Source organism: Candidatus Poribacteria bacterium (assembly GCA_021295755.1).
Lineage (GTDB): Bacteria > Poribacteria > WGA-4E > WGA-4E > PCPOR2b > PCPOR2b.
In genome coordinates this window covers 775-24791 of record JAGWBT010000034.1, presented here as the reverse complement: position 1 = coordinate 24791, position 24017 = coordinate 775, and the positions used below count along the sequence as shown (strand labels likewise).

Annotated in this window: 19 protein-coding genes and 2 tRNA genes; 11 read left to right on the top strand and 10 right to left on the bottom strand. The window is 50.1% G+C overall.

Going from position 1 to position 24017, the window contains the following annotated elements:
- Window positions 1–365 precede the first annotated feature (365 nt).
- Both J4G02_06785 and J4G02_06780 read left to right on the top strand, forming a co-directional pair.
- Window positions 366–1832: a sulfatase-like hydrolase/transferase gene (locus J4G02_06785; GenBank protein MCE2394281.1), complete on the top strand. Its 1467-nt coding sequence runs from the start codon at window positions 366–368 to the stop codon at window positions 1830–1832.
- Between the two features lie 14 nt (window positions 1833–1846).
- A complete protein-coding gene (locus tag J4G02_06780; GenBank protein ID MCE2394280.1) occupies window positions 1847–3292 on the top strand; it encodes a CehA/McbA family metallohydrolase in 1446 nt (481 codons plus the stop codon).
- Here the strand turns inward: J4G02_06780 and J4G02_06775 are convergent.
- From J4G02_06775 to J4G02_06755, 5 genes are all read right to left on the bottom strand, one after another.
- Entirely contained in the window at window positions 3289–4650 is a 1362-nt protein-coding gene (locus J4G02_06775) for a sulfatase-like hydrolase/transferase (GenBank protein ID MCE2394279.1), read from the bottom strand. The genes J4G02_06780 and J4G02_06775 overlap by 4 nt on opposite strands.
- Before the next feature lie 103 nt (window positions 4651–4753).
- A complete protein-coding gene (locus J4G02_06770; protein ID MCE2394278.1) occupies window positions 4754–5224 on the bottom strand; it encodes a hypothetical protein in 471 nt (156 codons plus the stop codon).
- Between the two features lie 105 nt (window positions 5225–5329).
- The gene (locus J4G02_06765; protein ID MCE2394277.1) at window positions 5330–6451 is read right to left on the bottom strand and encodes an alkaline phosphatase family protein; all 1122 of its coding nucleotides are present in this window, start codon (window positions 6449–6451) and stop codon (window positions 5330–5332) included.
- A complete protein-coding gene (locus tag J4G02_06760) occupies window positions 6448–7557 on the bottom strand; it encodes a zinc-binding dehydrogenase (GenBank protein ID MCE2394276.1) in 1110 nt (369 codons plus the stop codon). Before J4G02_06760 ends, J4G02_06765 begins: the two co-directional genes overlap by 4 nt.
- Before the next feature lie 21 nt (window positions 7558–7578).
- Window positions 7579–8754 carry an MFS transporter gene (locus tag J4G02_06755; protein ID MCE2394275.1) on the bottom strand — a complete coding sequence of 392 codons (1176 nt, stop codon included), beginning with the start codon at window positions 8752–8754 and terminating at the stop codon, window positions 7579–7581.
- Between the two features lie 531 nt (window positions 8755–9285).
- Here J4G02_06755 and J4G02_06750 point away from each other — a divergent pair.
- Both J4G02_06750 and J4G02_06745 read left to right on the top strand, forming a co-directional pair.
- Entirely contained in the window at window positions 9286–10317 is a 1032-nt protein-coding gene (locus tag J4G02_06750; GenBank protein MCE2394274.1) for an aldo/keto reductase, read from the top strand.
- 29 nt (window positions 10318–10346) lie between these two features.
- Window positions 10347–11630, top strand: a complete 1284-nt coding sequence (locus J4G02_06745; GenBank protein ID MCE2394273.1) for a neutral/alkaline non-lysosomal ceramidase N-terminal domain-containing protein — start codon at window positions 10347–10349, stop codon at window positions 11628–11630.
- 122 nt (window positions 11631–11752) lie between these two features.
- On the opposite strand, the gene J4G02_06740 is transcribed toward J4G02_06745, so the two are convergent.
- On the bottom strand, window positions 11753–12097 hold the full coding sequence (locus tag J4G02_06740; GenBank protein ID MCE2394272.1) for an STAS domain-containing protein: 345 nt from the start codon (window positions 12095–12097) through the stop codon (window positions 11753–11755).
- 508 nt (window positions 12098–12605) lie between these two features.
- Between J4G02_06740 and rplM the strand changes: the two genes are divergently transcribed.
- From rplM to J4G02_06715, 5 genes are all read left to right on the top strand, one after another.
- Complete coding sequence (gene rplM, locus J4G02_06735; GenBank protein MCE2394271.1) at window positions 12606–13031, top strand: 50S ribosomal protein L13; 426 nt, start codon at window positions 12606–12608, stop codon at window positions 13029–13031.
- Between the two features lie 19 nt (window positions 13032–13050).
- Window positions 13051–13446: a 30S ribosomal protein S9 gene (gene rpsI, locus J4G02_06730; protein ID MCE2394270.1), complete on the top strand. Its 396-nt coding sequence runs from the start codon at window positions 13051–13053 to the stop codon at window positions 13444–13446.
- Window positions 13447–13496: 50 nt separating this feature from the next.
- The gene (locus J4G02_06725; GenBank protein ID MCE2394269.1) at window positions 13497–14780 is read left to right on the top strand and encodes an adenylosuccinate synthase; all 1284 of its coding nucleotides are present in this window, start codon (window positions 13497–13499) and stop codon (window positions 14778–14780) included.
- 272 nt (window positions 14781–15052) lie between these two features.
- Window positions 15053–15125: transfer RNA gene (locus J4G02_06720), tRNA-Lys, on the top strand.
- A gap of 5 nt (window positions 15126–15130) precedes the next feature.
- Window positions 15131–15205 (top strand) — tRNA-Glu (locus J4G02_06715).
- A gap of 81 nt (window positions 15206–15286) precedes the next feature.
- Here J4G02_06715 and J4G02_06710 read toward each other — a convergent pair.
- From J4G02_06710 to J4G02_06695, 4 genes are all read right to left on the bottom strand, one after another.
- Window positions 15287–17281 carry a tetratricopeptide repeat protein gene (locus J4G02_06710; protein ID MCE2394268.1) on the bottom strand — a complete coding sequence of 665 codons (1995 nt, stop codon included), beginning with the start codon at window positions 17279–17281 and terminating at the stop codon, window positions 15287–15289.
- Window positions 17282–17300: 19 nt separating this feature from the next.
- Entirely contained in the window at window positions 17301–18914 is a 1614-nt protein-coding gene (locus J4G02_06705) for an NYN domain-containing protein (GenBank protein MCE2394267.1), read from the bottom strand.
- Between the two features lie 40 nt (window positions 18915–18954).
- Window positions 18955–20277: a nucleotide sugar dehydrogenase gene (locus J4G02_06700; GenBank protein ID MCE2394266.1), complete on the bottom strand. Its 1323-nt coding sequence runs from the start codon at window positions 20275–20277 to the stop codon at window positions 18955–18957.
- Between the two features lie 232 nt (window positions 20278–20509).
- On the bottom strand, window positions 20510–21361 hold the full coding sequence (locus tag J4G02_06695) for a 6-bladed beta-propeller (protein ID MCE2394265.1): 852 nt from the start codon (window positions 21359–21361) through the stop codon (window positions 20510–20512).
- A gap of 532 nt (window positions 21362–21893) precedes the next feature.
- Between J4G02_06695 and J4G02_06690 the strand changes: the two genes are divergently transcribed.
- Both J4G02_06690 and J4G02_06685 read left to right on the top strand, forming a co-directional pair.
- On the top strand, window positions 21894–22838 hold the full coding sequence (locus J4G02_06690; GenBank protein MCE2394264.1) for a WD40 repeat domain-containing protein: 945 nt from the start codon (window positions 21894–21896) through the stop codon (window positions 22836–22838).
- A 29-nt stretch (window positions 22839–22867) separates the two neighbouring features.
- On the top strand, window positions 22868–24017 hold a 1150-nt coding region (locus J4G02_06685; GenBank protein ID MCE2394263.1), incomplete at its 3' end, for an NADH:flavin oxidoreductase.

Below are 24017 nucleotides of genomic sequence, written 5' to 3'. Positions count from 1 at the left end.
TTCTCCCCTTGTCAGGGGAGTTGGGGATTTAGGGGGTTGCCTGTGCATTGGAAGTGTCTAAGTAATTCTAAAATATACCATATATTCGGCAAAAAGGCGATCATCTGATCTATCACCATCCAAATGCTAGACGTGCTGTCGTCATCCCCCGCTATCACGAGGTATCGGTTACTATCATCAGAAACAATATGCGAACTGTTGGTATGAGCAGAGAGGAATACTTTCGGCTATTGGAAACAGTCTAATCTCCCCGTGTTTGTTAACACGTCCTAGACCGGTGTCCGAGAAATGAAAAAAATCTCTGAGAGAAACGCAAATTTGCTTAACTGTTTGGTCGTTGAAACAAACTCCGTATCGGAGGGAACATGAGACCTAATATTCTTATCTTTATGACCGACCAAGAACAAGCCGATGTGGTACATCCAGACCATCCGTGTATCACGCCAAACGCTACGAAATTAGCGGAGGAAGGGGTTCTCTTTCGCCGGTCATTCTGTCCGACAGCGCACTGCTGCCCTTCACGCGCAACCTTCATGACAGGCGTATATCCCAGTCGGCACGGCATCTACAATAATGTCAGCAATCCGACCGCCATCCACCACGAACTCTACGAAGGTGTCGGGATGTTCAGTGAGACACTGCGATCTTCAGGCTATAACTTGGCGTACGCCGGGAAATGGCATGTCACCGATGCCGAGAACCCATCCGACCGTGGCTGGGAGGATCTCCACCTCACAGCGGGCAAAGGCAGCTACATGCACCGTTCGGTTTCACAGTGGCAGGAGCAAGCCAAACAACCCGAATCGACAGAACGCCAGCGTGGGCAAATTCTCCGACCCGGTTGGGGACACTACCAGTTGTATCAATCCTACCCGACCGACACACCGAAAGGCTACGAAGATCATCGAGATTATCGCGTTGTCCAATCTGGGATGGAGGCGTTGCAGCGATTATCCCAAGCGGATGCGCCGTGGTGTCTATACATCGGACCGAGCGGCCCCCACGACCCATTCGTCGTGCCGGAGCGTTTCGCCCAAATGTATGATCCCAAAGAAATTCCGCTGCCGCCAAACTACCACGACACACTGGAAGATAAACCCCGCGCCTATCAACGAGCACGTCAGCAGTATTGGGATCAACTTTCGGAGGACGAAGTGCGCGAATCCCTCCAGCACTATTGGGGATACTGCACAATGGAGGACGCGATGCTCGGTGAGGTGCTTGAGACACTGGAGGAGACAGGGCAGGCGGAGAACACTCTTGTCCTACGAATGAGCGACCACGGCGATTACTGTGGTGCACACGGCTTGTACCTCAAAGGGGTGCCGGCGTTCCGTGAGGCTTATAACATCGCCACGATTGCACGTTGGCCCCAAGGAATCGCCAATCCCAACCGCGAAGTCGATGAATTTGTCAGCCTCGCCGATTTTGCACCGACCTTCATCGAATTGGCAGGCGAATCCGTGCCAGAGGACCTGACAGGTAGGAGCCTCGTACCGTTCCTGAAGGACGAAAACCCCTCCGATTGGACAGATGCATTCTACACACAGTTCAACGGCGTCGAACTGTATTACAGCCAGCGCATCGTGAGCACCAAAGAGTTCAAATATGTCTACAACGGCTTCGATTTCGACGAGGTATATGATCTGCGGAACGACCCGCACGAGATGGTGAACCTCAGCGATCACCCCGATTATCAGGAGGTCAAGCGTGATCTAGTGCGTCGGATGTGGCGATTCGCAGGACGCGAGGACGACATCATCTTCAACCCGTATGCAACGGTGGCATTTGCGCCGTGGGGACCCGCCGATGCCCTACGTGACGAGGCATAAAGAGGAGCAGCTTCATGGCAACCCTTAAAGGCGTCATTCGAGATAGTGTTTCAGGTGCCTCTGTCGAGGCGAAGGTCCATGTCCTGACCAGTAGCGGCAATTTCGTCCATCCCGCGGATAGTATCCTGAAGATTGGACCGGGCGACCCGTTTTTCTACTGTCCGGGTGAGTTTACTGTGGACGTGCCCCGCGGTTCAACGGACATCGTCGTTGAACGTGGCACCGAGTACGAACCCCTGCGCAAGGTCGTTTCGATGCCCGCAAAAGGGGCGGTTGAAGTTGAGTTACATCTCAAACGGTGGGCAGACCTTCCGTCACAGGGGTGGTATCCGGGGAATACACATCTGCACTACAATGAGGGGGAGGCTCGACCCGACGATCGGCTGCGCCTCGATCCCCAAGTCCACGACCTCAGCGTAACCGTCATCAGTATTCTGCAGCGGGGTGAAATACCCTATGCCAGCAATAAGTATCCCCTCGGGTTCATGACCGACTATTCGACCGCACACCATCTTGTCGATTGCGGCGAGGAGAATCGCCACAACTCCCATTACGGTGGTGGGTCTGGACACGTCATGTTTTTGCGCATCAAGAATCTGGTTGAACCTGTCAGTCGGGGTGATCTCGTCAGCGACTTTGACCCTGATTACCCGCCGATCTGTTACGCCTGCGACGATGCCAAACGACAGGGAGGTATCGTGCTGTGGTGCCACAACGGACGGGGAATGGAAGCGCCGGTGGCAGCTGCGTTAGGGAAACTGGATGCCTTTAACCTGTTCGATCCTTCTTGGAAAGACCTCGAATATGACATCTGGTATCACCTACTCAACTGTGGTATCCCGCTGCCCGCATCGACCGGGACAGATTGGTTCATCTGTGCGAACAACCGCGTCTATGTCCAAACCGATGGGGAATTTACCTATGAAAACTGGTTGAAGGGTTTGCAGACGGGACGTACATTTATCACGAACGGACCAGCACTGTTTCTGAATCTTGATGGCGCAGCCCCCGGCAGCACTATTCAATCACCAAACGGACGGCCTCGCACGGTGTCAGGACAAATCACATGGCAATCACACTACCCGCTCAACAGCGTTGAATTGGTTTACGATGGGGCAGTTACACAAACGGTGCCACTTGACGGAAGGAGACACGGTGGGGAGTGGTCGTTCGATCTTCGGATCGAATCCGATGGTTGGGTTGCGGCGCGCGCCTTCGGGGAAGCCCGTGACAGCTTTGCACAGCCGGTCTATGCACACACAAGTCCCATCTATATCGGCACAGGTCGCCCTGACAGTAGCGTGCAGGAGTCGGCAGCGTTTTTTGTTCGCTCGATTGACAGTGCGATGGAGATAGTGAACCGGGATTGGCGGTTTGCAGAGGATACACAGCGGGAAGAGGTCTTACACCTGTTCAACGAAGGGCGAAAGGTTTACCAGAATCTAGCCGAGCTGCGTTAGGCACGTGCTTCGTCAGAGGAAACCCGCCGCTGCCCGCTCGCTTGTGTCGGTGCTGGTTCGATGGTCGGTGCCGCCTCACCTGCCTCAACCATGCGACGAAGGAGACGTTCCCGCATCACCGCAGCGACCTCCTGATGCGACTCCCGTCCAATGAGGTTTGCTAACTCGTAAGGATCCGCCTGTAGATCATAGAGAGACTCCTCGGCATACTGCTCTGATGCTGCGCCCTGTGCGCTACGTCCCCCCGGCGCAGCCACGCCGTACTTCCATCGGTGTGTGCGGACAGCGCGGCCCACCTGTGCCTCGCTTACCTGAACGAAGACCTCGTCAGGCCACCCCTCCGTTTCGCCTCTCGTCAGTGGCAGGATTGAACGTCCTTGCATCTCTTCGGGCACGGGAATCCCCGCCGCATCAAGAAGGGTTGGCGGTAGATCAACGAGACTGACCAGTTGTTGCAGCTGCCCCCCGCCATCGAAGCCGGGACCATGAAGTGCCGTTGGGACACGGATAGAGCTTTCGTGACTGGAACGTTTGTATTCCGCGTTTCGCGTCTTGAAGTGACAACCGTGATCCGATGTAAAGAGTAGAATGGTGTTATCGAGTAAGTCGAGACTTTTGAGTGCGTCCAATACCCTACCGAGCGCCTCATCGAGCCGTTTGACCATGCCGTAATAGCCTGCGATATGCTGCTGCGTTGAGCCGCCCAACGCAGCAAGATCCGGCGGAATCCATCTTCCTGCGTAACGTTCACGGTAGCCATCGGGAGGCGGGTAATCGTCGAGGTGATTCTGGTGGTGTGGCTCGATGTACGAGGTAAAAAGGTAAAATGGATCGCCTTGGTGCGCGTCAATATAACGGATCATAGAATCGGTAACAGCGTCCACACGGTAGCCGGGTAGTTTGACAGGTTGGTTGTCACTGTTGTAGAGCACCGTGGAGTAAGCGTCGGAGGTAAACTCAAGCACGTTGGAGGCGAGCCAATACTCGTAACCACCACGCGCGGATTCCGGGACAGGCCCCTCAACGCCCCTATCGTAGAGATGCCACTTGCCAATGTAGCCGGTTTTGTACCCGCTTTCACGAAAATGGTGGGCAAGGGTCTTCAGATTGGAGGGCAGTGGGATACCGTTTCGGTAACACCCCGTTTCAGTGGCGTAAAGCCCGGTCTGCAAGCATGACCGCGCTGGACCACAAACAGGCTGGCATGTAAACGAACGGTAGACATGTGTTCCCCTCCGTGCCATCCGATCAAAATTCGGTGTCAAATCCAGCGGATTGCCGTGGACGCCCGTTGTATCCCAGCGTTGCTGGTCTGTGAAGAACACGATCACATTGGGCTGGTCTGAAGTTCTTGCCATATTGCTGTTTCTCCTTTTCCGCATTCCCGCTAAAGTTGATTTGTCTACGCACCTCAAGTCCGGCGAAGACGCGATCTAAAATACAAGGCAATCTTCTATTGGTCTACACACTTTCAATCTCTTGTGCCCCAAATTTCTCTCTCAAACTGGATTCATTTAATCCGTCAAGGAGTCCACTCAGAAAACGCTTATACAGATGTTCCGCTAAGAAGAAGAATATTTCCTGTTGAGTGGTTTCGGATACCTGATTATCTGGTCCAAGTAGCCGGGAGATTTCTTCTTCTGCTTCATGCTTAAGGTCTGGATATTTACCGATCACAGATTCATGAAGGTTCGCAAACCATTCTCCGGTATCGTTCAGTGGATCTAATGTCGCATTAAGGAAATCTGTAATCTCTGAAAGGATTGGATCCGTGCATTTTTCTATAAAATCTTGATTGACTCGGGTTAGCTCAAAGAGCCAAAGCAAGCTGTTAGCCACTTCCGACCAATACTGAGTTGAAAAATCAGGTGTTCTTAAATCTTCAAGTGATCTGCTCGGTCTCTGCGGTGGAGGTGCACCTCTTTGTACCATAACGATCTCCTATTGTTGTGAGGGTATAATGCGTTCCTTGCTCACTGTTGATATATTCCGAAACTTCAATGATTCGGAGTAGTCTTTCATTGACCCGTTCCGAGGCTAATCAGAGTATCCATCAAGACTTTTCAGGAATAAGCGACCGACATCAAGGTTATATGCGAAATCGCTTGCTATCCAAGGGCTGTTGCAGCCGATGACCGGTACTTCGCTCTCATGACGTGAACCGTGGGACCTAATATCGATAACTGTTCTCGTTTCAGTGAGTTCGCCAAAAACGGTATCTCGATCTGCGAGGACAAAAATATCTCCAATCCGATCCGGGTGAAGCCGAAATTGATGTGCTGCTTCTTCTGATGCGTAAACCTCTTCGACACCCGGTGCAGCACCTAATGTCTCAATTGCCTTTGGAAGATCCGCCAGTCTCTGTAGAAAAACATACGCCGCGCCTCCCAAATTACCGTGATGTGCGACATAGCGATCTTTGATGATAGGGATAGCGCTTGATGGAACACCATGCTCGGTCAACCAACGTCCCGGATCGAACGCACGGGTCTTTGGCAGCATCGCATGATCTGCGGTGATATAAATCTCCCGCTCCGGATTATCAGCCACAATCTCTCCAATGAGTCGATCCAGTTCAGCGATATGTCGCAGCGAATGTTCTTCCATCGGAGCGTATTTGTGCTGATTCCAATCCGTTGTTGAGCAGTAGGCTAGTTCTGGGTCATGCTCGTGTAAGACTCGACGCAACGCCCGCAGCAACCACCAATTAATCTCTGATGAGTAGATGTCCTCAACCGGTCCAACCGTTTCAACGTATTCGGGGGGTGGATCTTCTGCAGCGATAGCGATATCCGTTCCAGACTCAAGCATCCGCAGCAGTTTTTTCTTCGTGACAAGCAGGGCGGTTTTCTCCGCAAAGCCTGATAATTTTACAAGCTCAAATAACGTTGGTGCAAGCAGAAAGCGATTATCTTCGATAAATTCCCCTTTTCCCGTTTCACGATCAACATGGTAGTTGGTCGTGATGCCGTGCGTTTCTGGGAACGTCCCTGTGGCGAGACTCACGTTATTGACGTTTGTGACCGAGGGAATGACTGATCGCGCGTGTTGGTAGAACCCTTCTTCTGCTAGCTTTTGGATGTTTGGTATATCGCTGGCGGCGAGGTAGTCGTGTCCACCGGCGTCAATACAGATAATCAAGACTTTGCGCTGGCTCAAAGTAGGCTCCCTTCTGAGGTTGGATTAATGCCAACTCGGATCAGATCTCCCTGCATCGCTCGATCAAACGCAGTATTGATTTCCTCTAACGGATAGACTCCACCGACTAATTCCTTAAACGGATAACGCTCCCGTGTTTCCTCGACAAACCGGAGCGCATTTCCCAATGCAGACGGATGATAGTTGTGATTTCCTTGTACTGTCAAGCACTTTGTCACAATCTTGTGCGCGTCCACCGTGACATCTGCGTGTGGGAAAACGTAGCCGAGTGTTAAACAGTTACCGCCAATTCCCAGCCAGTCGAGGGAGTTGACCAGCGCAGCCTCTGCCCCGCTCACCTCGACAGCGAAATCTACGCCGCGCCCCTCTGTTAAGTCGTGTAAGGCTTCCCCGATCCGATCTGCTGAATCTTCCGTGAGATCGAACGTATGCGTTGCTCCGAAGGCTTCCGCGATACGGAGACGCTCGGCGACACGGTCTACGCAGGCGACAATTTCAAATCCGCGTTCACGTAAACAGCACACCGTATAAATACCTAACATGCCCGCACCTTGAACGACTGCGCTAGATCTCCCTATGGGGTCGAGGATTGCCAGCCCACCTAAAACCGTGGAGAGAGCGCAGTTAAGCGGCGCTGCCTCGATATCGCTGACGGCGTCGGGGATCCGGTAGATTGCAGTTCCCTGTCGAAGGCAAATCTGCTCCGCAAAACCGCCGTTGAAGAAATGAGGAGCAACACTCTGAGCATGTCCATACTTAAACAGCCGCTCACACTTCTGTGGCAGATTCCGTTCGTTACAATATTCGCACGCACCACACGCAGCCATGATGCTCCACGTCACACGGTCACCTTCGTGCAGAGGTTCACCATACGCATCACGGACCTTCGTTGGGATGGCAATACGCCCAACCGCTTCGTGACCTAACACACACGGTGTTGGTGCGGTCCGTCGACCTGCGAAGGTGTGTAGATCTGAGCCACAGATGGTTGCCAGCGAGACTTGGACCAGTACCTCATCTATATTTAGTGCCGTGATGTCTCTCGTACAAAGTTCAAATGGTTGACCCGCGCCGTGAAAGAGTGCAATTGAAGCCGGCTGACGCATAAAATACCTCTAAAAACTATATCAGTGGGTGCACGCTTTTTTCATTTTCCCACTCCGCCAAAGCTGAAACGCAAGTATTGCCGAAATAACAACCATTCCGCTAGCCACAGCAAACGGCAAGGAGATCGACACCGATTCGAGTCTGCCCCCAACCATGTGCCCTGAGAGGAAGCCAGAACTCCACGCAAGATGGGTAATTCCAACGCCCCGTCCTTTCTCCTCTGTGGCAAAAAATTCATCAATAAGGCGGGGCATTGTGATTGAAACCGACCATGCTGCTCCTGCACCGAAGACCCCCAATACAAATAACAGAGTTGTCGAACCTGTATTTAGCGTCATCAGGACTACGCTCAGCGCGACAAGACAGGTTGCCACAAGAGCAGTGGACTTAGCACCGACAACGTCACAAATGCGGCCTGAAATCAGTTGGCAGCAGGCGGCAAACAGATCTCTTGATGCGCCGTAGTAGCCTGCCAGCTTAACACCGGAGGCACGTGCAATTAGAACCGGCAGCAGGAGACTGACTGTACCCCAAGAGTAGGTCGGTAGAAAACGCATACCGAGTAGTAAGCGAATCTCTCGGCGTCGGAGCATTTCCCCATACCCTACCAACATTTGAGTGAAAGATCCCCGTCTATAGTCCCCGCGCGGCAAGCGAGGTAGAAGGATAAGCGCTACTAAAATAAGCAGAACCATGACAAAGATCGTTCCACCGCCAACGACCCCGTAATTGAAGCGATCAATTAACTCACCACCAATTGCACTGCCCACTGACCCCCCGAATGTGTATGTCATGAAGTATACAGCGGCGGCGAAGCCAAGCCGATTCGCATCAACGGCACTGATGAGATACGATTGTCCACCAGCTGTCCGAAAACCGGAGGCAACCCCCTGATAACACAGCACTCCCCAAATCAGTAACGGTTGTTTGCTTATGAACACGACTCCCACAACCAATGCGCCTGTCATGCCCAAGATTAGCGTGGACTTCCGACCCAGCCGATCACTTAACGCGCCGCCGACCAAAGCAAACAAACCGCCGAGAGCGATTGGAATTGCTCGTAATAACGCAGCAAACCATACCGTTTTTCCCAATGCCTCTTCCACATAAACCGGAAAAAGCAGTTCGATGGGTGCGGTAACAAGTCCCGCTGCAAGTAAGATTAGACACAATGAGATGAATTGGCGATTCCACATCAGATTACGGGCACCTGTCGATGTTTAGATGAATTACACATAGGCACATCTCCATTGGCAACTACGCCAAACCAAAGGTTAATGGACCAATGGTGCTAGTTTGCAGCTGTTGATAACGTGAAACGTGATGCGTGAAACGTAAAAATCATGGGTTCAGCGGTTCATTTAGCCCCAGAGGGGCGACATGTCTATAGTACATAGATAAACAAATACCCGAAAGCCCCAGCGGGGCGACATGTGTATCCGAAGGGGGGAACGTAAGAAAAATGAATGAACCCGCCGACTAATGAACCGATGAACTCCCCGATAAATCGGGACACAAAGCGACTTGAACAATGTGGAAAAAACTTTCTCACTAAACTAGCACCAAAGGTTAATGGAAATCAAGGGTGACTGCACGGCTGGTGTTTTCATTATACAGATTAATAAAAGGAATGCAAGATTTTAATTAATCTTTGCCGTTGTATCGTGTCGGAGAAGTGTGATAAAATGACGGATAAAATCAGACTAAGTTATCAGAAGGAGAAAACCATGAATTATAGACGTTTAGGAAGAACCGGGCTCAAAGTTTCGGAGGTCTGTCTGGGAACAATGACCTTTGGGGCGGCCGGCTGGGGAAACAATGAAGCCGAATCGGATGCAATCTTCAACTTTGCATTAGATGCCGGCATTAACTTTTACGATGTCGCAAATTCTTACGCTGAGGGTCAATCAGAGACTATTTTGGGGCGCATCATGAAGGGGAAGCGGGACAAACTGATTATCGCCACCAAAGTGTTCAATCCGATGGGAACCGATATCAACGATTCCGGAACTTCGCGAGTGCATATCATGAGATCGGTGGAAGATAGCTTGAGGCGCCTGCAAATAGATCATATTGATCTCTATCTCATCCATCATGTCGATAGGGAGACACCGACCGAGGAACGCTTGCGTGCCCTCGACGATCTTGTGCATCAAGGCAAGGTCCGATACATCGGTTGTAGCAACGAGTACGCTTGGCGGTTGTGCGATGCCCTATGGATTAGCGAGGTGAATAATTTAGCGCGCTATGAAGCGCTCCAACCCCAGTACAATCTGCTGACACGGGACATCGAAGAAGAGATCTTGCCGGTCTGTCGTGATAAGGGAGTCGGCGTGTATGTCTGGGGACCATTGGCGTCGGGATACCTAACCGGAAAGTATAAGGCAGGCGAGCCACCTCCCGAAGATTCGCGTTTTGCTCGAAGGGCGGAATCTTCAATGGATCGGTATCTTGATCCACGGATACAGAAAATCCTAGAAGCGGTCCAAGATGTAGCAGAAGGGTTGGGAAAGAGCATGGCACAGGTGGCTTTGCGCTGGATTCTGGAACAGGAGGGAATAACTTCAGTCATCGTTGGATCAACGAAGGTGGACCAACTCCGAGATAATGTTGGTTGTTCGGGTTGGAGTCTGCCCGCTGATGCGTTGGCAAGGTTGAACGAAGCTTCCGCCCCTCCAGTCCGTTACCCGGATTCGATGGAGTTGAATATCCACGAGCGTCGAGCGAGTGCTGTGGATATGCCGACACTGGAAGCGTAATGCGTAATTCGTCACAATGAGGTGAAATCGTGAGTGAGACAAATTACCAAGTGGGTGCCGCGAAAATTGATATCACACCAGATTTTCCGGTGCGCCTCAGCGGTTATGGTGGACGGCGAGACGAGGCTGATAGCGTTGAACAGCGGATCTGGGCGAAGGCGTTGGCGATTCGCAATGAAGCCGAAAATCCTGCCCTATTAATGACAGTGGATAACTGTGGCGTGCCAGATTACGTCACCGAGGCGGTCGCTGCGGAATTAAAGCGAGATTCAGGCATTCCTCGTGAACAATTTGTTATCTGCTCAACCCATACCCACAGTGCGCCGTACCTTTCAGGTGTACTACGGACGCTTTTCGGGGAGCCTGTTCCTGAAGCACATCAGGAGAACATCGACCGCTATACTCGTGAATTGACGGGGAAACTGAAGCACGCAGCGAAGGCAGCACTTGCGGATCTCTGCCCCGCCTCTCTTTCTTGGGGTGAAGGAAGGGTTGGGTTCGCCGATAACCGTCGGACGAAGGGAGGGCCCGTTGACCATGCTTTGCCGATGCTGCGTGCTACAGGAGCCAACGGTGAACTGCGAGCGATTCTTACCAGTTATGCTTGCCACTGCACCACGCTAGGTGGGGATTTCAACGCTATCTGTGGAGACTGGGCGGGCTATGCAAGCGCCTACATCGAAGCAGACTATCCCGATGCGACTGCGCTGGTGGCAATCGGGTGTGCAGGAGATGCAAATCCCGCACCACGTACCGGGCTGAACTTCGCGCGACAACATGGTCACGCAATTGCCGCCGAAGTGAACCGACTGCTTGGTAGCGACCTTGTCACGTTACAAGGAGAACTCAGAGGACAGATCAAACAGATCTATTTACCCTTCGACAAATTGCCTACCCGTCAGGAGTGGGAACAACGTGTGGAACAGGGTGGGGCAATTGGCTACCACGCTCAGGTGCAGCTCGAACGACTAGACCGTGGTGAAACGCTCCAAACAGCACTCCCCTACCCGATCCAGATCTGGAATTTTGCGGATGAACTCGCAGTCGTTTTTCTGCCCGGCGAGGTGGTGGTTGATTATTCGATTCGGCTTAAGCGTGAGTGCGATGCATCGCGTCTGTGGGTCAATGCGTACTGTAACGACGTGCCGTGTTACATCCCTTCGAGACGCATTTTGAGGGAGGGTGGTTACGAAGGCGAAGGGGCGATGATCTACTACGACCGCCCAACACGCTTCGCACCCGCGGTGGAGGATATGATTATCCAAACCGTCCACGAACTGTTACCGGAGACGTTTCGTGTGGACAGCCTTTGATAGATAGGAATCAAGATCGTTTGCGTCCTAGGTTGGAGCGACCTCGATTCTACTTTCGTTCCCTAGATCGCAGAAGTTTTGCCATTGCACAACCTACTCCCGTTGTGCAATGGCAGAGTTCACTATCCCTGTAGTGCGGCGAGAGCTTCACCTTCGCTGTCGAAATGTTCAAAGATAGTAATTAACCTCCCGATCACGAGGAGATTGTTGATACTATTACTAACATTGATCACACCGATTCGCCCGCCCTGGCGCGCAACGGACACATGCAGTCCTATCAGTGTCCCTAGCCCCGAACTATCCATCCGAGACACATCGGCAAAATCAAACAGAAATCTTGGGGATTCGGAAGCGTCTTCTAGTTGCTCTTCAATTACCTGTCTGAGTTCACCACCCGCAATACCCACGATTCTTCCGCCGAGTTTCAAGACGATAACACCATTTCTAGTTTCAACATTGACATCCATTACTTCTTCTCCTGAAATATCATTCGGCAAAAAGCCGGTTGTATGTAAAATGCAGATTCACTATTTTCTATCTGCATTTATTCTAAATAATATACCATTTTTTGTCAAGTCTACTTTTCTGAACCTGCTAAGATGCTTGACGGGATCAGGATTGGACGTAACGAGGTTCTCGTGCATCCAGAGAAAAAAAGCAAAAAGCGCGAGAGTCCACTGATTTATCTAAATTTGTCAGGATGAAACCTTGACAAAGCCCGCCCTTTGATGATACTATTTCAGGCTGTTGTGCCTAGCGTCCGAAGGTATAATAACGCTAGGCGCTAGAACAGGTTGACATTTCGCTGTAACCAGTTCGAGAGACGCAGTAATCACCGTGTGATTCCTCCAAATGTCAACATAACTCACCTATTCCCCCGTTAAAGGGATAGGTGGCAAATCGAATTATGATAGTGATCGAAAATCTCCCGCTATGGTGCGGTGGAAAGTTGTTGAAGGTAAAATCATGTTATCAATGAAAACATCTTTTGTGGGATCGGATACGGATGTCAAATGGTGTGTTGTGGATGCGAATGGGAGGGTGCTCGGACGTTTAGCTACTCAAATTGCGATGGTGCTTCGGGGGAAACATCACCCCACTTTCACCCCACATGCCGATATGGGTTATCGTGTGGCTGTGATTAACGCTGAAAAAGTCGTGGTCACGGGAAACAAAGCGACAGGCAAAACGTACTTTCGCTATAGCGGTTACCCGGGTGGTGGGAAAGTGAGAACTTTTGAAGAGCAGATGCAGAGGAAACCGGAAGAAGTCTTACGGCATGCTGTCAAAGGAATGCTCCCCAAAAATCGCTTGGGTCGCAAACTGATTAAAAAGCTAAAAATCTATGCAGGTCCAAATCACCCTCACCAAGCACAGCATCCTGAAGTATTAGAAGTGTAATTTTTTCAGAGGAGGAAGTATGGCTGTAGAACAGTATTGGGGAACGGGTAGACGTAAAACATCTGTTGCACGGGTGCGCGTGATTCCAGGAGGCTCTGGCCAATTCGTCGTCAATAAAAAACCGATCGAAACGTATTTTGATCGGGAAGATTTGATCCAGTTGGCTAAACAACCGACGGAATTAACAGACAAGAGTAGCGCGTATGATATATTCGTTAACGCACGTGGTGGTGGTATCTCAGGACAAGCCGGTGCTATTTTGCACGGTCTCGCACGTGCGCTTGTTAAGGCGGACGAATCTTTGAAACCGACTTTGAAGCAAGCCGGATTTCTTACCCGTGATTCCCGTATGGTTGAACGTAAAAAATATGGACAGAAAGGTGCGCGGGCACGGTTCCAATTTTCCAAGCGTTAAGAATCAACCCATTGCAGATTGGGTGCTAATCGATTTCAAGGATACAAATTATGGCGAACACGGTCATATTGGGTGCACAGTGGGGAGATGAAAGTAAGGGAGGAACGACCGATTTCCTTGCTGAAAACGCCAATATTGTCGCGAGGTATCAAGGAGGCGACAATGCGGGGCATACTATCGTTGTTGGAGAAAAGAAGTTTGTTTTCCATCTGCTCCCTTCTGGCTTACTCTATCCTCATACCACGAATGTGATTGGCAACGGTGTTGTCGTCAATTTGGAAACCCTTTTCGACGAAATCGACAATTTGCAGGCGGGCGGTATCAATGTCGGAGATCGTCTGAAGGTTAGCTCGCGTGCACACCTAATCTTGCCTTATCACAAGGTGACAGAGTCGTGGGACGACCTTGGGAGTTCGTTGAAACTCGGTACAACCTCACGGGGTATCGGTCCAACGTACTCCGATAAGATGAATCGCCATGCAGGGATTCGAGTCGCCGACCTACTGGAGTTTGACCTCTTCCAGAAAAAGCTGGACTTCAATCTGGGCGCAAAAGGTTATATCCTCGATCAGATTGGCGGCGAAATCGATAGAACCGCTTTATTGGAGGAATACCACGGTTATTCTCAGCGGCTAGCACCGTATGTGGTGGAGACCTCTGAATTTATCAATAATGCCCTCAAGGCTGGGAAGCGAATACTTTACGAGGGCGCGCAGGGAACGATGCTGGACATCGATTTTGGGACATATCCCTATGTCACCTCGTCTAATACCACCGTCGGTGCGGTTTGCACGGGGTTGGGTGTCGGTCCTCAAGCAATAGATCGGGTTCTTGGGGTTTCAAAAGCCTATGTAACCCGTGTCGGTTCGGGACCATTCCCGACAGAGATGCCCCCGGATTTGGACGAAGAAATTCGCCACATCGGTAACGAATACGGTGCAACGACACAACGTGCCCGCCGTTGTGGCTGGCTCGATCTCGTCGCGCTACGTTATGCTGCCCAGATCAACGGCTTCACCGATCTGGTCTTGACGAAGTTCGATGTCTTAGACCATCTTGATGAGATTCAGGTTTGTGTGGCGTATCAGCGTCGTGGCGAAGTTGTAACGGCATTTCCAACGAGCTTACACGCGCTTGAAGAATGCGAACCGGTTTATGAAACGCTACCTGGTTGGAAAGCGTCAACAGTAGATGTGCGGAGATACGAAGACCTGCCAGCGAATGCAAAGCGATACAACGCTTACATCTCCGAATTTCTTGATACACCGGTTACAATTGTTTCCGTCGGGCCAGAGAGAACGCAAACGATAGTTTGCGATGAGAGTATTGTTTGATAGAAAAGCAAACGCTTCGGAGCATTTAGTTCTCCTGTACGTTGAAAACTCTTCCCGGCAAATCGGCACTTTCGACAAGTCGCGACGGAACGGAGTGGGATTTCCGAGTCCCGACACATCGCCTCAGATCCCGAAAAATTAAGGATCCTCGCTTCGCGGGACAGGAAGAAAACCGTAAACTAAATAGCCCTAGCAAGCGTTATTTTAGGGTTGATAATCCCTAACGCATTAGGTATTATTTCTGATCGTTTTTGCTAGGATATATCCATTGCGGGCCGTTAGCTCAGTAGGTAGAGCATCTGACTTTTAATCAGGTGGTCACAGGTTCGATTCCTGTACGGCTCACTGTTGTCCCCGTCGTCTAGCCTGGCCAAGGACACCGGCCTTTCACGCCGGCGACACGGGTTCAAATCCCGTCGGGGACATTTTCTGAGCCCTTTCCACATTCGATATGGAAAGGGCTTTTTTTGTTTACACTCCGAAATACTCACTGAGTATCTGCCTACCTATACCAACTCCTCAAAACCCAACTCATGCGGAGATTCATAGAAGATGGGACGCATCTGCAGATTCGTCTGGATGGGCGTTGCTTCCAGATCGACCGGTAGATAAATCGAGAACGTCGTCCCGTGTCCTTCCTCGCTGTGGAGCTCCGTTCTACCCCGATGGTCGCGGACCGTTCGCTGGACAATATTCAAACCGAATCCACTTCCGTGTTGTTTGAGGGTATATCCGGGTTGGTAGAGCTGATCCCGCACTTCATAGGGGATACCAACTCCTGTGTCGACAAAAGAAATTTGGATCTGGGAGGATTCTGGTAGATAGGCAGTTTTGATCTGGAGAAAGCCACCGTCAGCCATCGCATCAACGGCGTTAATAATCAAATTGTTAAACGCTTCCTTCAACTGGCTAGAGTCCCCTTTGACTGGGGGCAGGCGTGTATCGAAAATTTGCTGGCACTCAATGTCTTTGGCTTCCAGAACAGGCATCAGGCTTCGCAACAACGTATCGAGGATTCTGTTAATATCAATTAGGCCAAAGACCGGTTCTTCCATACGCAACTGCTGTAAAAGTTCAACCATTTCGTTATAGCATTCCTCATGTTGGGTGAGGATCTGGTTGAGGGTGGTGTGTAGCTTGGAATCCGGTTCCGCTTGGCGAGATGCAGATCGAAGTTGCCCACCGGTTGCACTAACCAAGTTTTTCATACGGTGCAGTTGGGAATAGAGGCTCTGATACGCTTCCGCTCGCGCAACATCCATCAGTGAGAGGGTGAGGTGAAAAATGATACGCGCAGCCGTCTGTGGTTCCGTCTCTAACCATGCTTGCAGATCTCTCAGGATTTCTTCATCCCGTTCGTAGAAGTAGAGTTTGGCAAGGTTATGATAAGGTGATTCATAATCCGGGTAACGTTGGATCACCTGCTTAAATTCTGCGGCAGCCTCATCAATCATATCTTTTTGGAGATAGAGAAGTCCGAGATTATTTTGCGCCTGCGGGGAAGGGGCATGTTCCAAGCCGGTTTTGTAGGCATAAATTGCGAGATCTGCATCTTCTGGACGGTCGTCATACAGGCTTCCCAGAACAAAGAACACCTGACCGAGCGGCTCAAACGTCTGTAATTCATTATCGCGCTTGATTAATTCGATAAATTGATCTATTGCCTGTTGACGGAATGCTGGGCGTGTATACCGATGTTTCGCATAAAGCAGTCCAAGTTCAAAGCGAGCGTCCAAATGTTCCGGATCCCGTTCAATTGCATACTGCAAGCAGTGGATCGCCCGATCCAAATCGCCATATAGGTTTAAGTAGATTTCTGCGAGGTGATAGTGGGCATCCGGTTCCCGTGGCTCAGTTTCAAGGATTTCTTCAAAAACCCGCTCTGCATCTTCCCACTGTTGCTGTTTAATGTACAAGACGCCAAGGTTATGGCGTGCCGCATGAAACGCTGGTGCACGGTTAACAACCTGCTTGAAGTCCTCACACGCTTTTTCTAGACCTCCCAGTTTTTCGTAGAGTAAACCCCGGTTGTACCATGCTTCAATGTATGAGGGATCCAACTCGATTGCGCGAGTAAATTCTTGGATTGCCTGCTCCCATGCTCCATCAAGTTCCGTCCAATCTTCTAACAATTGGCCCAAAACATAATGATAGTTCGCATTCTGTGGATTCAATTCAATTGCTTTTTGGAGCGCTTCTTGTGCAAGATCAAACTCGCCTTCTTTATAGTATGCGAAACCGAGACTGTGGTAGATTGCCGCACAGTCTGGATCGAACTCAAGTGCACGTTTATAGGCATTGATTGCGAGGGAATATTGACGCTGGACAGGCTCTAAATACCAGTTGCCAAGCGCGTACTGGTCACGCGCTTCCTTAGAGGTCGGCAAGGCAGATTCGGTAGTAGAAACGGGAGCTTCAGGCTCCCCGCTGGGGGCGGGTGAAGTATCGTGAAGTTCATGTCCCTGAAAGTGTGATTTTACGGTGGGCTTTGCGTTGGACATGGGGCATCACCTTGGAGGACTATATCAGCATTTCATCCCCAATTGGGAAAAACTGATCTGCAATCCGCTGCAGATCCATCGATGTATTGTGTTCAAATGCTGCTACCTCGATGCGCTTTCCGTGCTGTTTGATCAGTTCCGCAAGCGCACAGAAATCACCATCTCCACTTGCCAAAATCACGATATCGAGTGCATCAAGCATCGACACAATATCGATGGCAATTCCGACATCCCAGTCTCCTTTAGCGGATCCATCGCCGCGCATCCGTAGATCCTTACTCTTAATCGTGTAGCCGTTATGTTCAAGAAGCGACAGGAATCCAGCCTGATTAATTTCGGGGATTTGGACAACATAGGCGTAAGCGGCGACCAGATTCCGGGGACCAACAATGAGATCTAGCAGCTTAATATAATCGAGCCGCCTTGCGTAGCGATCCTTTGCAGCATAAAACATATTCTGGACATCAACAAAGACACCAACACGTGGCTGCCCTGCCAACATACGGTTTGTGCCGGCAGTACCTCGTTGTCCTGAGAGACTGACAATTTTTTGGCGTGCCCTTGTGATGACAGTCTTGTATTCCTCGTTGACTCCCTGCAAATAGGAGAATTGAGAATAGAAATTGGATTGTATCTGTTCAAGCACCTGTTGTGAATGATATGCCATCTCCTCAACCGATTTCAATTCTACTGTTATTTTTTCCTTCTGTGCTTGAAGTTCGTGGAATTCACAAAGTTGATTTGAGAACTTTTCCACATCCCGTTTGAGGCCTATATTTTCTCGGTTGAGTTGATCTATGCGTAATTCGCTTTCCCGATACAATTCCTCCCTATCCTGCAAAAAGTTGTTTTCTTCAACCAATGTTGCTATTTTCTGCTTAAGTCTGTCATTTTCACTTTGTAGAACCGTGTATCCATTTTTCAGTTCAGAGAGCGCACTATAAAGCTTGTTAATTTGCTGCTGGTTCTGTTTTAGCTCATTGCTCAAGATAGCCTGTTGTTTCGGGTTTAAATCTGTCTCAGGAATAGGTGTAATCTTAAGGTACTCAGGGTCATCGACAGGCGAAGAGGATTCCGTAGATTCGGGAATTGGTGCGCCAGCATGACTACAATGGGGCGAGGTACTCTGGTCTGTCGTGTCTGATTCCGATTGTGCTGTCTTTTGTGCAGTGTCTGATGGTGGTGGGTCGTTTCTATCTTCAGGCGGAGGAGGAGACGGGGGAACAGATTGTTCATGGTCGGCAAGCAACCTGTGACCGTGCTTCTGTACATCTTCGCGCGAATCAACCAACAGTGCCCATAAAATCTCGCCCAGCTCGCCTTCCGCGCGAAGTTGTTCCGCACTTCTCAAGAAGAGCCGAATTTCCGTTAGATCCATGAATTGGACTCGGCGAGCGGCTTGTGCTGCCTTCTTTGCTAGGTGTTGACTCACGATGTCTTCGATCGAAGCACCACTGAAAAAACATGCTGCTAGATCGTAGGCAATCCAATCTTTACGAGTCTCAGTCCTGTGTTGGGTATCGTGGAGGAGACCGCACTGATCTGCCATCGTGATAATTTCTTCGTCACCAAAACAATCGGTGATGATCCAAGCCAGTTGGTGGGTGTCAATATGCGCTTTTGCTGGAAGCATGGTAAATCTCCCGAATCGGAGGATATCTTTCTGTCGGTTGTTAAATTTTTAGGACTTTGTTTTGGTTTTGGGTGATCGGTTTTGTTGCATTTCGTGTGTCTACTACTGCGGCTGCGTGATCTACAAGCCAAGCGTAATCGATAGCGGCGTGATCTGTCATAATCACGACACAATCAACGCTCTGGACCAATTCCGCGGTCAATTCCGCGCGGAGATAACGCACGGGCTGCTGGTTTCTCGGCGCGACCTCCTCAACCTCCACTTTTGGTACATACGGATCGTGGTATAAAATTTCACCCCCGCGTTGCGCAAGCATCCGGATTACATCAATAGCCGGTGATTCGCGAACATCCCCAACATTTTTCTTGTAGGCAACGCCCATAATCAAGATTTTCGATCCATTGATAGCTTTCTGTTGTTGGTTGAGCGCATCAATGATTTTGCCGAGTACGTACTCTGGCATTGAGCCGTTGATTTCACTCGCGAGTTCGATGAAGCGTGCGTGAAACTCGTAGGTTTTTGCCTTCCAAGATAGGTAGTGCGGATCGACGGGAATGCAGTGACCCCCTAGACCCGGCCCCGGGTAGAACGGCATAAATCCAAACGGTTTTGTGGCAGCAGCATCAACAATTTCCCACACGTCCAGTCCCATCTGATCGCACATCAGTGCCATCTCATTGACGAGACCGATGTTGACGCTCCGAAAGGTATTTTCCAGTAGCTTAGCCATTTCCGCTACTCTTGTCGAAGAGACCGCATGAACTTCCTGAATAAACTGTTTATAAAAGAGTTGGGCGACCTGCGTGCATGTAGGCGTTATTCCGCCCACGATTTTCGCCGTATTCGCAGTGGAGTAGGTCGCATTCCCCGGATCGATCCGTTCAGGAGAAAAGGCGAGAAAAAAATCTTTACCGACCTGCAAGCCACTTTTTTCGAGTTTCGGCAGTACAACTTCCTCTGTTGTACCGGGGTAGGTTGTACTCTCCAAGATAACCAGCTGATCTTTGCGTAAGTATTGCGCAATTTCATCCACTGCGGAGATGATAAAACTCATATCCGGATCCTTACTCTTGCGCAACGGTGTGGGTACGCAAATGTTAATCGTATCTAATTCTCTCAGGATCCGATAGTCCGTCGTCGCTTGAATTTGGCCTCGATGAACGAAGGACACGAGATCTTCTGAGGGCACGTCGGAGACAACCGAAATCCCATCCTGAATACATTTGACCTTGCGATGATCTACATCAATGCCGGTAACAGAAAAACCGGCTTTTGCTATGGTTACCGCCAGTGGAAGACCGACATAGCCAAGTCCGATAACGCCTGCGTATGCAGTTTGATTTTCGATCTTCTTTTGAATCATTTGCTGAGGGCTTTCAGGGCTTCTGGTTCTTTGCTCCTGATGCTTTAGGTTGAGGATTCGGATTTCAATCAAAGCCCGGAGATTCTCGACTTTGCCGGAACTTTATGGTGTCTGCTATAAATACTATCATATCATTGTGAAAGACATCAATGTTTAATGTGAAAGACACAATACTTATTTCGCTGAATCGATATAACTTACCCCGACGAACCCCATTATTACGCATCACATCTCATGCATCCCGCGGCACGAACTTCTGTATTCGCTGCCCTGCTAACACTTCACCTACGTAAAGGGCATCTTGAGAATCCGTCCAGACAGCGTGAGGCGCAACAAATTCCCCGGGAGCGTGACTTGATTCACCACCCATCCTTGTCAGAACTTCTCCGTCGAGGTTTAGGATACTGACTCGATGTTGTAGTTCAGAAACATAGAGGTGCCCATCTGCATCAAGGAAGAAATCGGTTGGTTGGCGGAATCCTGTCCACTGATCGATGAACCCGCCTTGAGGATCGAAAATCTGGATACGATGATTCTCCCGATCTGCGACATAGACACGATCGTTGTTATCGACCCAGATGCTGTGAGGCAGATTGAATTCACCGGGACCGTCACCGGGCGTACCCCACGATAGAAGATGTTCTCCTTCGGCGGAGAATTTGTGTACTCGTGTGTTTCCGTAGCCATCAGAAACATAAATTTCGCCGGCTGATGATAGCGCGACATCCGTCGGATGATTAAACGGCTCACCGTTTGTAGAAGGTTGGTCAAGTGTGCCTATCGTCATCAGGAGTTCGCCCTCCGGCGTATATTTCAATACCGCATGCAACCACCGGTCAACAAGATAGATCATATCTGTCTTGTCAATGAAGATGCCGTGCGCGTGCTTTAAGAATCCTTCGCCCCAAGTGTCGAGCAAATTGCCGTCCCTGTCAAAAACAATCATGGGGTGTTCCCCACGATTGTAGACGTAAATTCGATCCTGGGAATTAACAGCAACTCCAGCTACCTGTGTGAATTCCCATCCTTCTGGAAGTTGTCCCCATCCCTCTACGACTTGATATGTAAGACTATGAGATGCCATTATGATAAAGTCTCCTGTTCTGGCTTAACTATTTGTCCATAAAAATGTGCTATAACTCTGTACATCTGAGACGCGATAAAATTGCGGTCTTCTCACGTTTCACGCATCACTTTATCATGGGGGAAAAAATAGTTAGGAGTTCTGCCCCGCTTTCATCTTTACTTTATAGTGTCGCAGAAATTTATCCGTTTGTCAACAGAATACTTTCTGATGATAGGGTCATTTAGTATAGCCCACGGTAGGCGCGATCTCCCGGTTGCAACTTCTCAAGCAAAATGGTTAAAAAACCGAAAACTGAATAGCCCTATTCTGATGACAAGGTTGGATAAATCTGATATAATAGGCGTTAAATATCTTCTAGCAATGAGGAATGGGTAGACAGGTGGAAACGACGACTGGCTACTCCTTATATGTTGCACAACACACATTATACAGATTTTGACTCCGACATCATAACCTAAAGCAAATTGAGAGTAGTTTTATGTTCAAACGGAGATCATATTTCGTTGTTTTTTTGTGCTTTATGAGTTTGATGAGCGTCTGTGTTGCCGATGAAAATGACGCTTGGAACAAACCCTTGGAATCTCTCACACTGGAGGGGCACACTGCTGCAGTACTCTGTGTGGCTTTCTCGCCCGATGGTGAGACTTTAGTCAGCGGAAGCAGCGATAAGACAGTCAAACTGTGGGACATGAGCACTCGGAAGTTGAAACGAACGCTGGAGGAACACAGCGAGATGGTGGCCGCGGTAGCTTTCTCACCGGACGGGAAGACGCTGGCGAGCGGAAGTTGGGACAAAACTGTACAGTTATGGGACATACAGACGGGACAGCAGAAAGCGGTACTAAAACACAGCGGTCGGGTGCATGCGTTAGCCTTCTCAGGAAGCGGAGCGATACTCGCAAGTGGAGATTCTGACGAGACAGTCAGGTTATGGAACGCGCAGACCGGTGGATTGAGACAAACGCTAACGGGGAGCGATGGTCCAGTGTTAGCAGTAGCCTTCTCACCCGACGACAGAACGTTGGCGAGTGGAGGCGAACTTGATAACACCGTGGTCAGACTGTGGGATGTACAGACCGGGAAGTTGGAAAGAACGCTGAAATGGCGTAGAGTTGATGCTGTGAGGGCGATAACGTTTTCTCCCGATGGGTTGATCTTAGCGAACGGGAGCAGTCGATCCGAAGAAAATACAATAAGATTCTGGGACACGCAGACCTGGGAACCGGTGCGAGCGGTCACAGGCCATCGGCAGGGAGTGACCTCCGTAGTTTTCTCGCCTGACAGCAAAATTCTAGCAAGTGGAAGTTGGGACCGAGAAGTGCAATTGTGGGATGTGCAAACCGGGAGATTTAAGCGGACGTTGAGCGGGTATGGCGGCGCGGTATTTTCTGTGATTTTCTCGCCCGATGGCAAAACGTTAGCGAGTGGCAGTGGTGACAAGACTGTGAGGATCTGGAAAATGGCTGCGCAGTAAAAGTGGATGAATATAGAGGGACATGACTAATGCTAAAAAAGAAACACTTTCGTTATCGAGATATTGATGCGTTACGGGCTGAGATTGCTGAACTTGGACTGAGCATCTGCCTCGAAGAAAAGATTGAAAAACTCCTTGAGCCTGTCCAAATTGGGCACAAAGTTGCCAGTAACGCATTCGGCATCCATCCGATGGAGGGCTGTGATGGAACGCTTGACGGCAAACCGAGCGAACTCACCATCCGCCGCTGGGAACGGTTCGGACGTGGCGGTGCGAAGTTGATATGGGGTGAAGCGACAGCACTCTTCGACGAAGTAAAGTCAAACAGTCGTCAATTGGTAATCAACGATGAGACTGCGAGTTCGATGGAGTCGATCCTCAATTTAACACGCAACGCTCACCGAGAGGAGTTCGGTCCCAATGAAGAGATCATCGTTGGAATGCAGCTGACCCATTCAGGGCGGTATAGCTATCAGAAACCACTAATCGCTTTTCGCCATCCTGTTGTTGACAAAGTTACACTAATCGATAAGAAAAACAAAATTCCCATCCCTGACGACTATCCTGTACTGAGCGATGATTATCTGGAACGCCAGGAGGATATCTTTGTAGAAGCCGCTAAGTTGGCATGGAAGACAGGGTTCGACTTTGTCGACCTCAAGCAGTGCCACACCTACCTACTCTCCGAACTTTTGGCAGCGAAAACACGGGAAGGGAAATACGGCGGCAGCTTCGAGAACCGTACCCGGTTTATCCGCAACATCGTCGGCAAGATTCGAGCGGAGGTCGGAGACGGTCTTATCCTTGCCACCCGACTCAACGTCTACGACGGTGTGGCTTTCATGGAGGATCCGGAGACGACGATAGGAGTGCCACGGGACATCCCCACGCCTTATCTTTACGGCTTCGGTGTTGATGAAAACAATCCACCACAACCGGATATGACTGAACCAATCAAGTTGGTCGGAGCCCTCAAGGAACTTGGGGTCAAACTGGTTAACGTCACCACAGGAAGCCCCTATTTCAACCCACATATCGGGCGCCCGTTTGAACGCCCACCAATCGACGGTTACGAAACCCCCGAACACCCGCTTATCGGTGTTGATCGGCATATCCGACTGACGGGGGAGATTCAGCAAGCGTACCCGGACCTACCAGTTGTTGGCACCGGCTACAGTT

What these genes read in the sequence shown, in the direction of transcription:
- rpsI (MCE2394270.1), top strand. Translation starts at nt 13,051, where the DNA reads ATGGCTGTAGAACAGTATTGGGGAACGGGTAGACGTAAAACATCTGTT.
- J4G02_06710 (MCE2394268.1), bottom strand. Translation starts at nt 17,281, where the DNA reads ATGTCCAACGCAAAGCCCACCGTAAAATCACACTTTCAGGGACATGAA.
- J4G02_06740 (MCE2394272.1), bottom strand. Translation starts at nt 12,097, where the DNA reads ATGGATGTCAATGTTGAAACTAGAAATGGTGTTATCGTCTTGAAACTC.
- J4G02_06700 (MCE2394266.1), bottom strand. Translation starts at nt 20,277, where the DNA reads ATGATTCAAAAGAAGATCGAAAATCAAACTGCATACGCAGGCGTTATC.
- J4G02_06750 (MCE2394274.1), top strand. Translation starts at nt 9,286, where the DNA reads ATGAATTATAGACGTTTAGGAAGAACCGGGCTCAAAGTTTCGGAGGTC.
- rplM (MCE2394271.1), top strand. Translation starts at nt 12,606, where the DNA reads ATGAAAACATCTTTTGTGGGATCGGATACGGATGTCAAATGGTGTGTT.
- J4G02_06770 (MCE2394278.1), bottom strand. Translation starts at nt 5,224, where the DNA reads ATGGTACAAAGAGGTGCACCTCCACCGCAGAGACCGAGCAGATCACTT.
- J4G02_06775 (MCE2394279.1), bottom strand. Translation starts at nt 4,650, where the DNA reads ATGGCAAGAACTTCAGACCAGCCCAATGTGATCGTGTTCTTCACAGAC.
- J4G02_06725 (MCE2394269.1), top strand. Translation starts at nt 13,497, where the DNA reads ATGGCGAACACGGTCATATTGGGTGCACAGTGGGGAGATGAAAGTAAG.
- J4G02_06695 (MCE2394265.1), bottom strand. Translation starts at nt 21,361, where the DNA reads ATGGCATCTCATAGTCTTACATATCAAGTCGTAGAGGGATGGGGACAA.
- J4G02_06780 (MCE2394280.1), top strand. Translation starts at nt 1,847, where the DNA reads ATGGCAACCCTTAAAGGCGTCATTCGAGATAGTGTTTCAGGTGCCTCT.
- J4G02_06690 (MCE2394264.1), top strand. Translation starts at nt 21,894, where the DNA reads ATGAGCGTCTGTGTTGCCGATGAAAATGACGCTTGGAACAAACCCTTG.
- J4G02_06705 (MCE2394267.1), bottom strand. Translation starts at nt 18,914, where the DNA reads ATGCTTCCAGCAAAAGCGCATATTGACACCCACCAACTGGCTTGGATC.
- J4G02_06755 (MCE2394275.1), bottom strand. Translation starts at nt 8,754, where the DNA reads ATGTGGAATCGCCAATTCATCTCATTGTGTCTAATCTTACTTGCAGCG.
- J4G02_06785 (MCE2394281.1), top strand. Translation starts at nt 366, where the DNA reads ATGAGACCTAATATTCTTATCTTTATGACCGACCAAGAACAAGCCGAT.
- J4G02_06760 (MCE2394276.1), bottom strand. Translation starts at nt 7,557, where the DNA reads ATGCGTCAGCCGGCTTCAATTGCACTCTTTCACGGCGCGGGTCAACCA.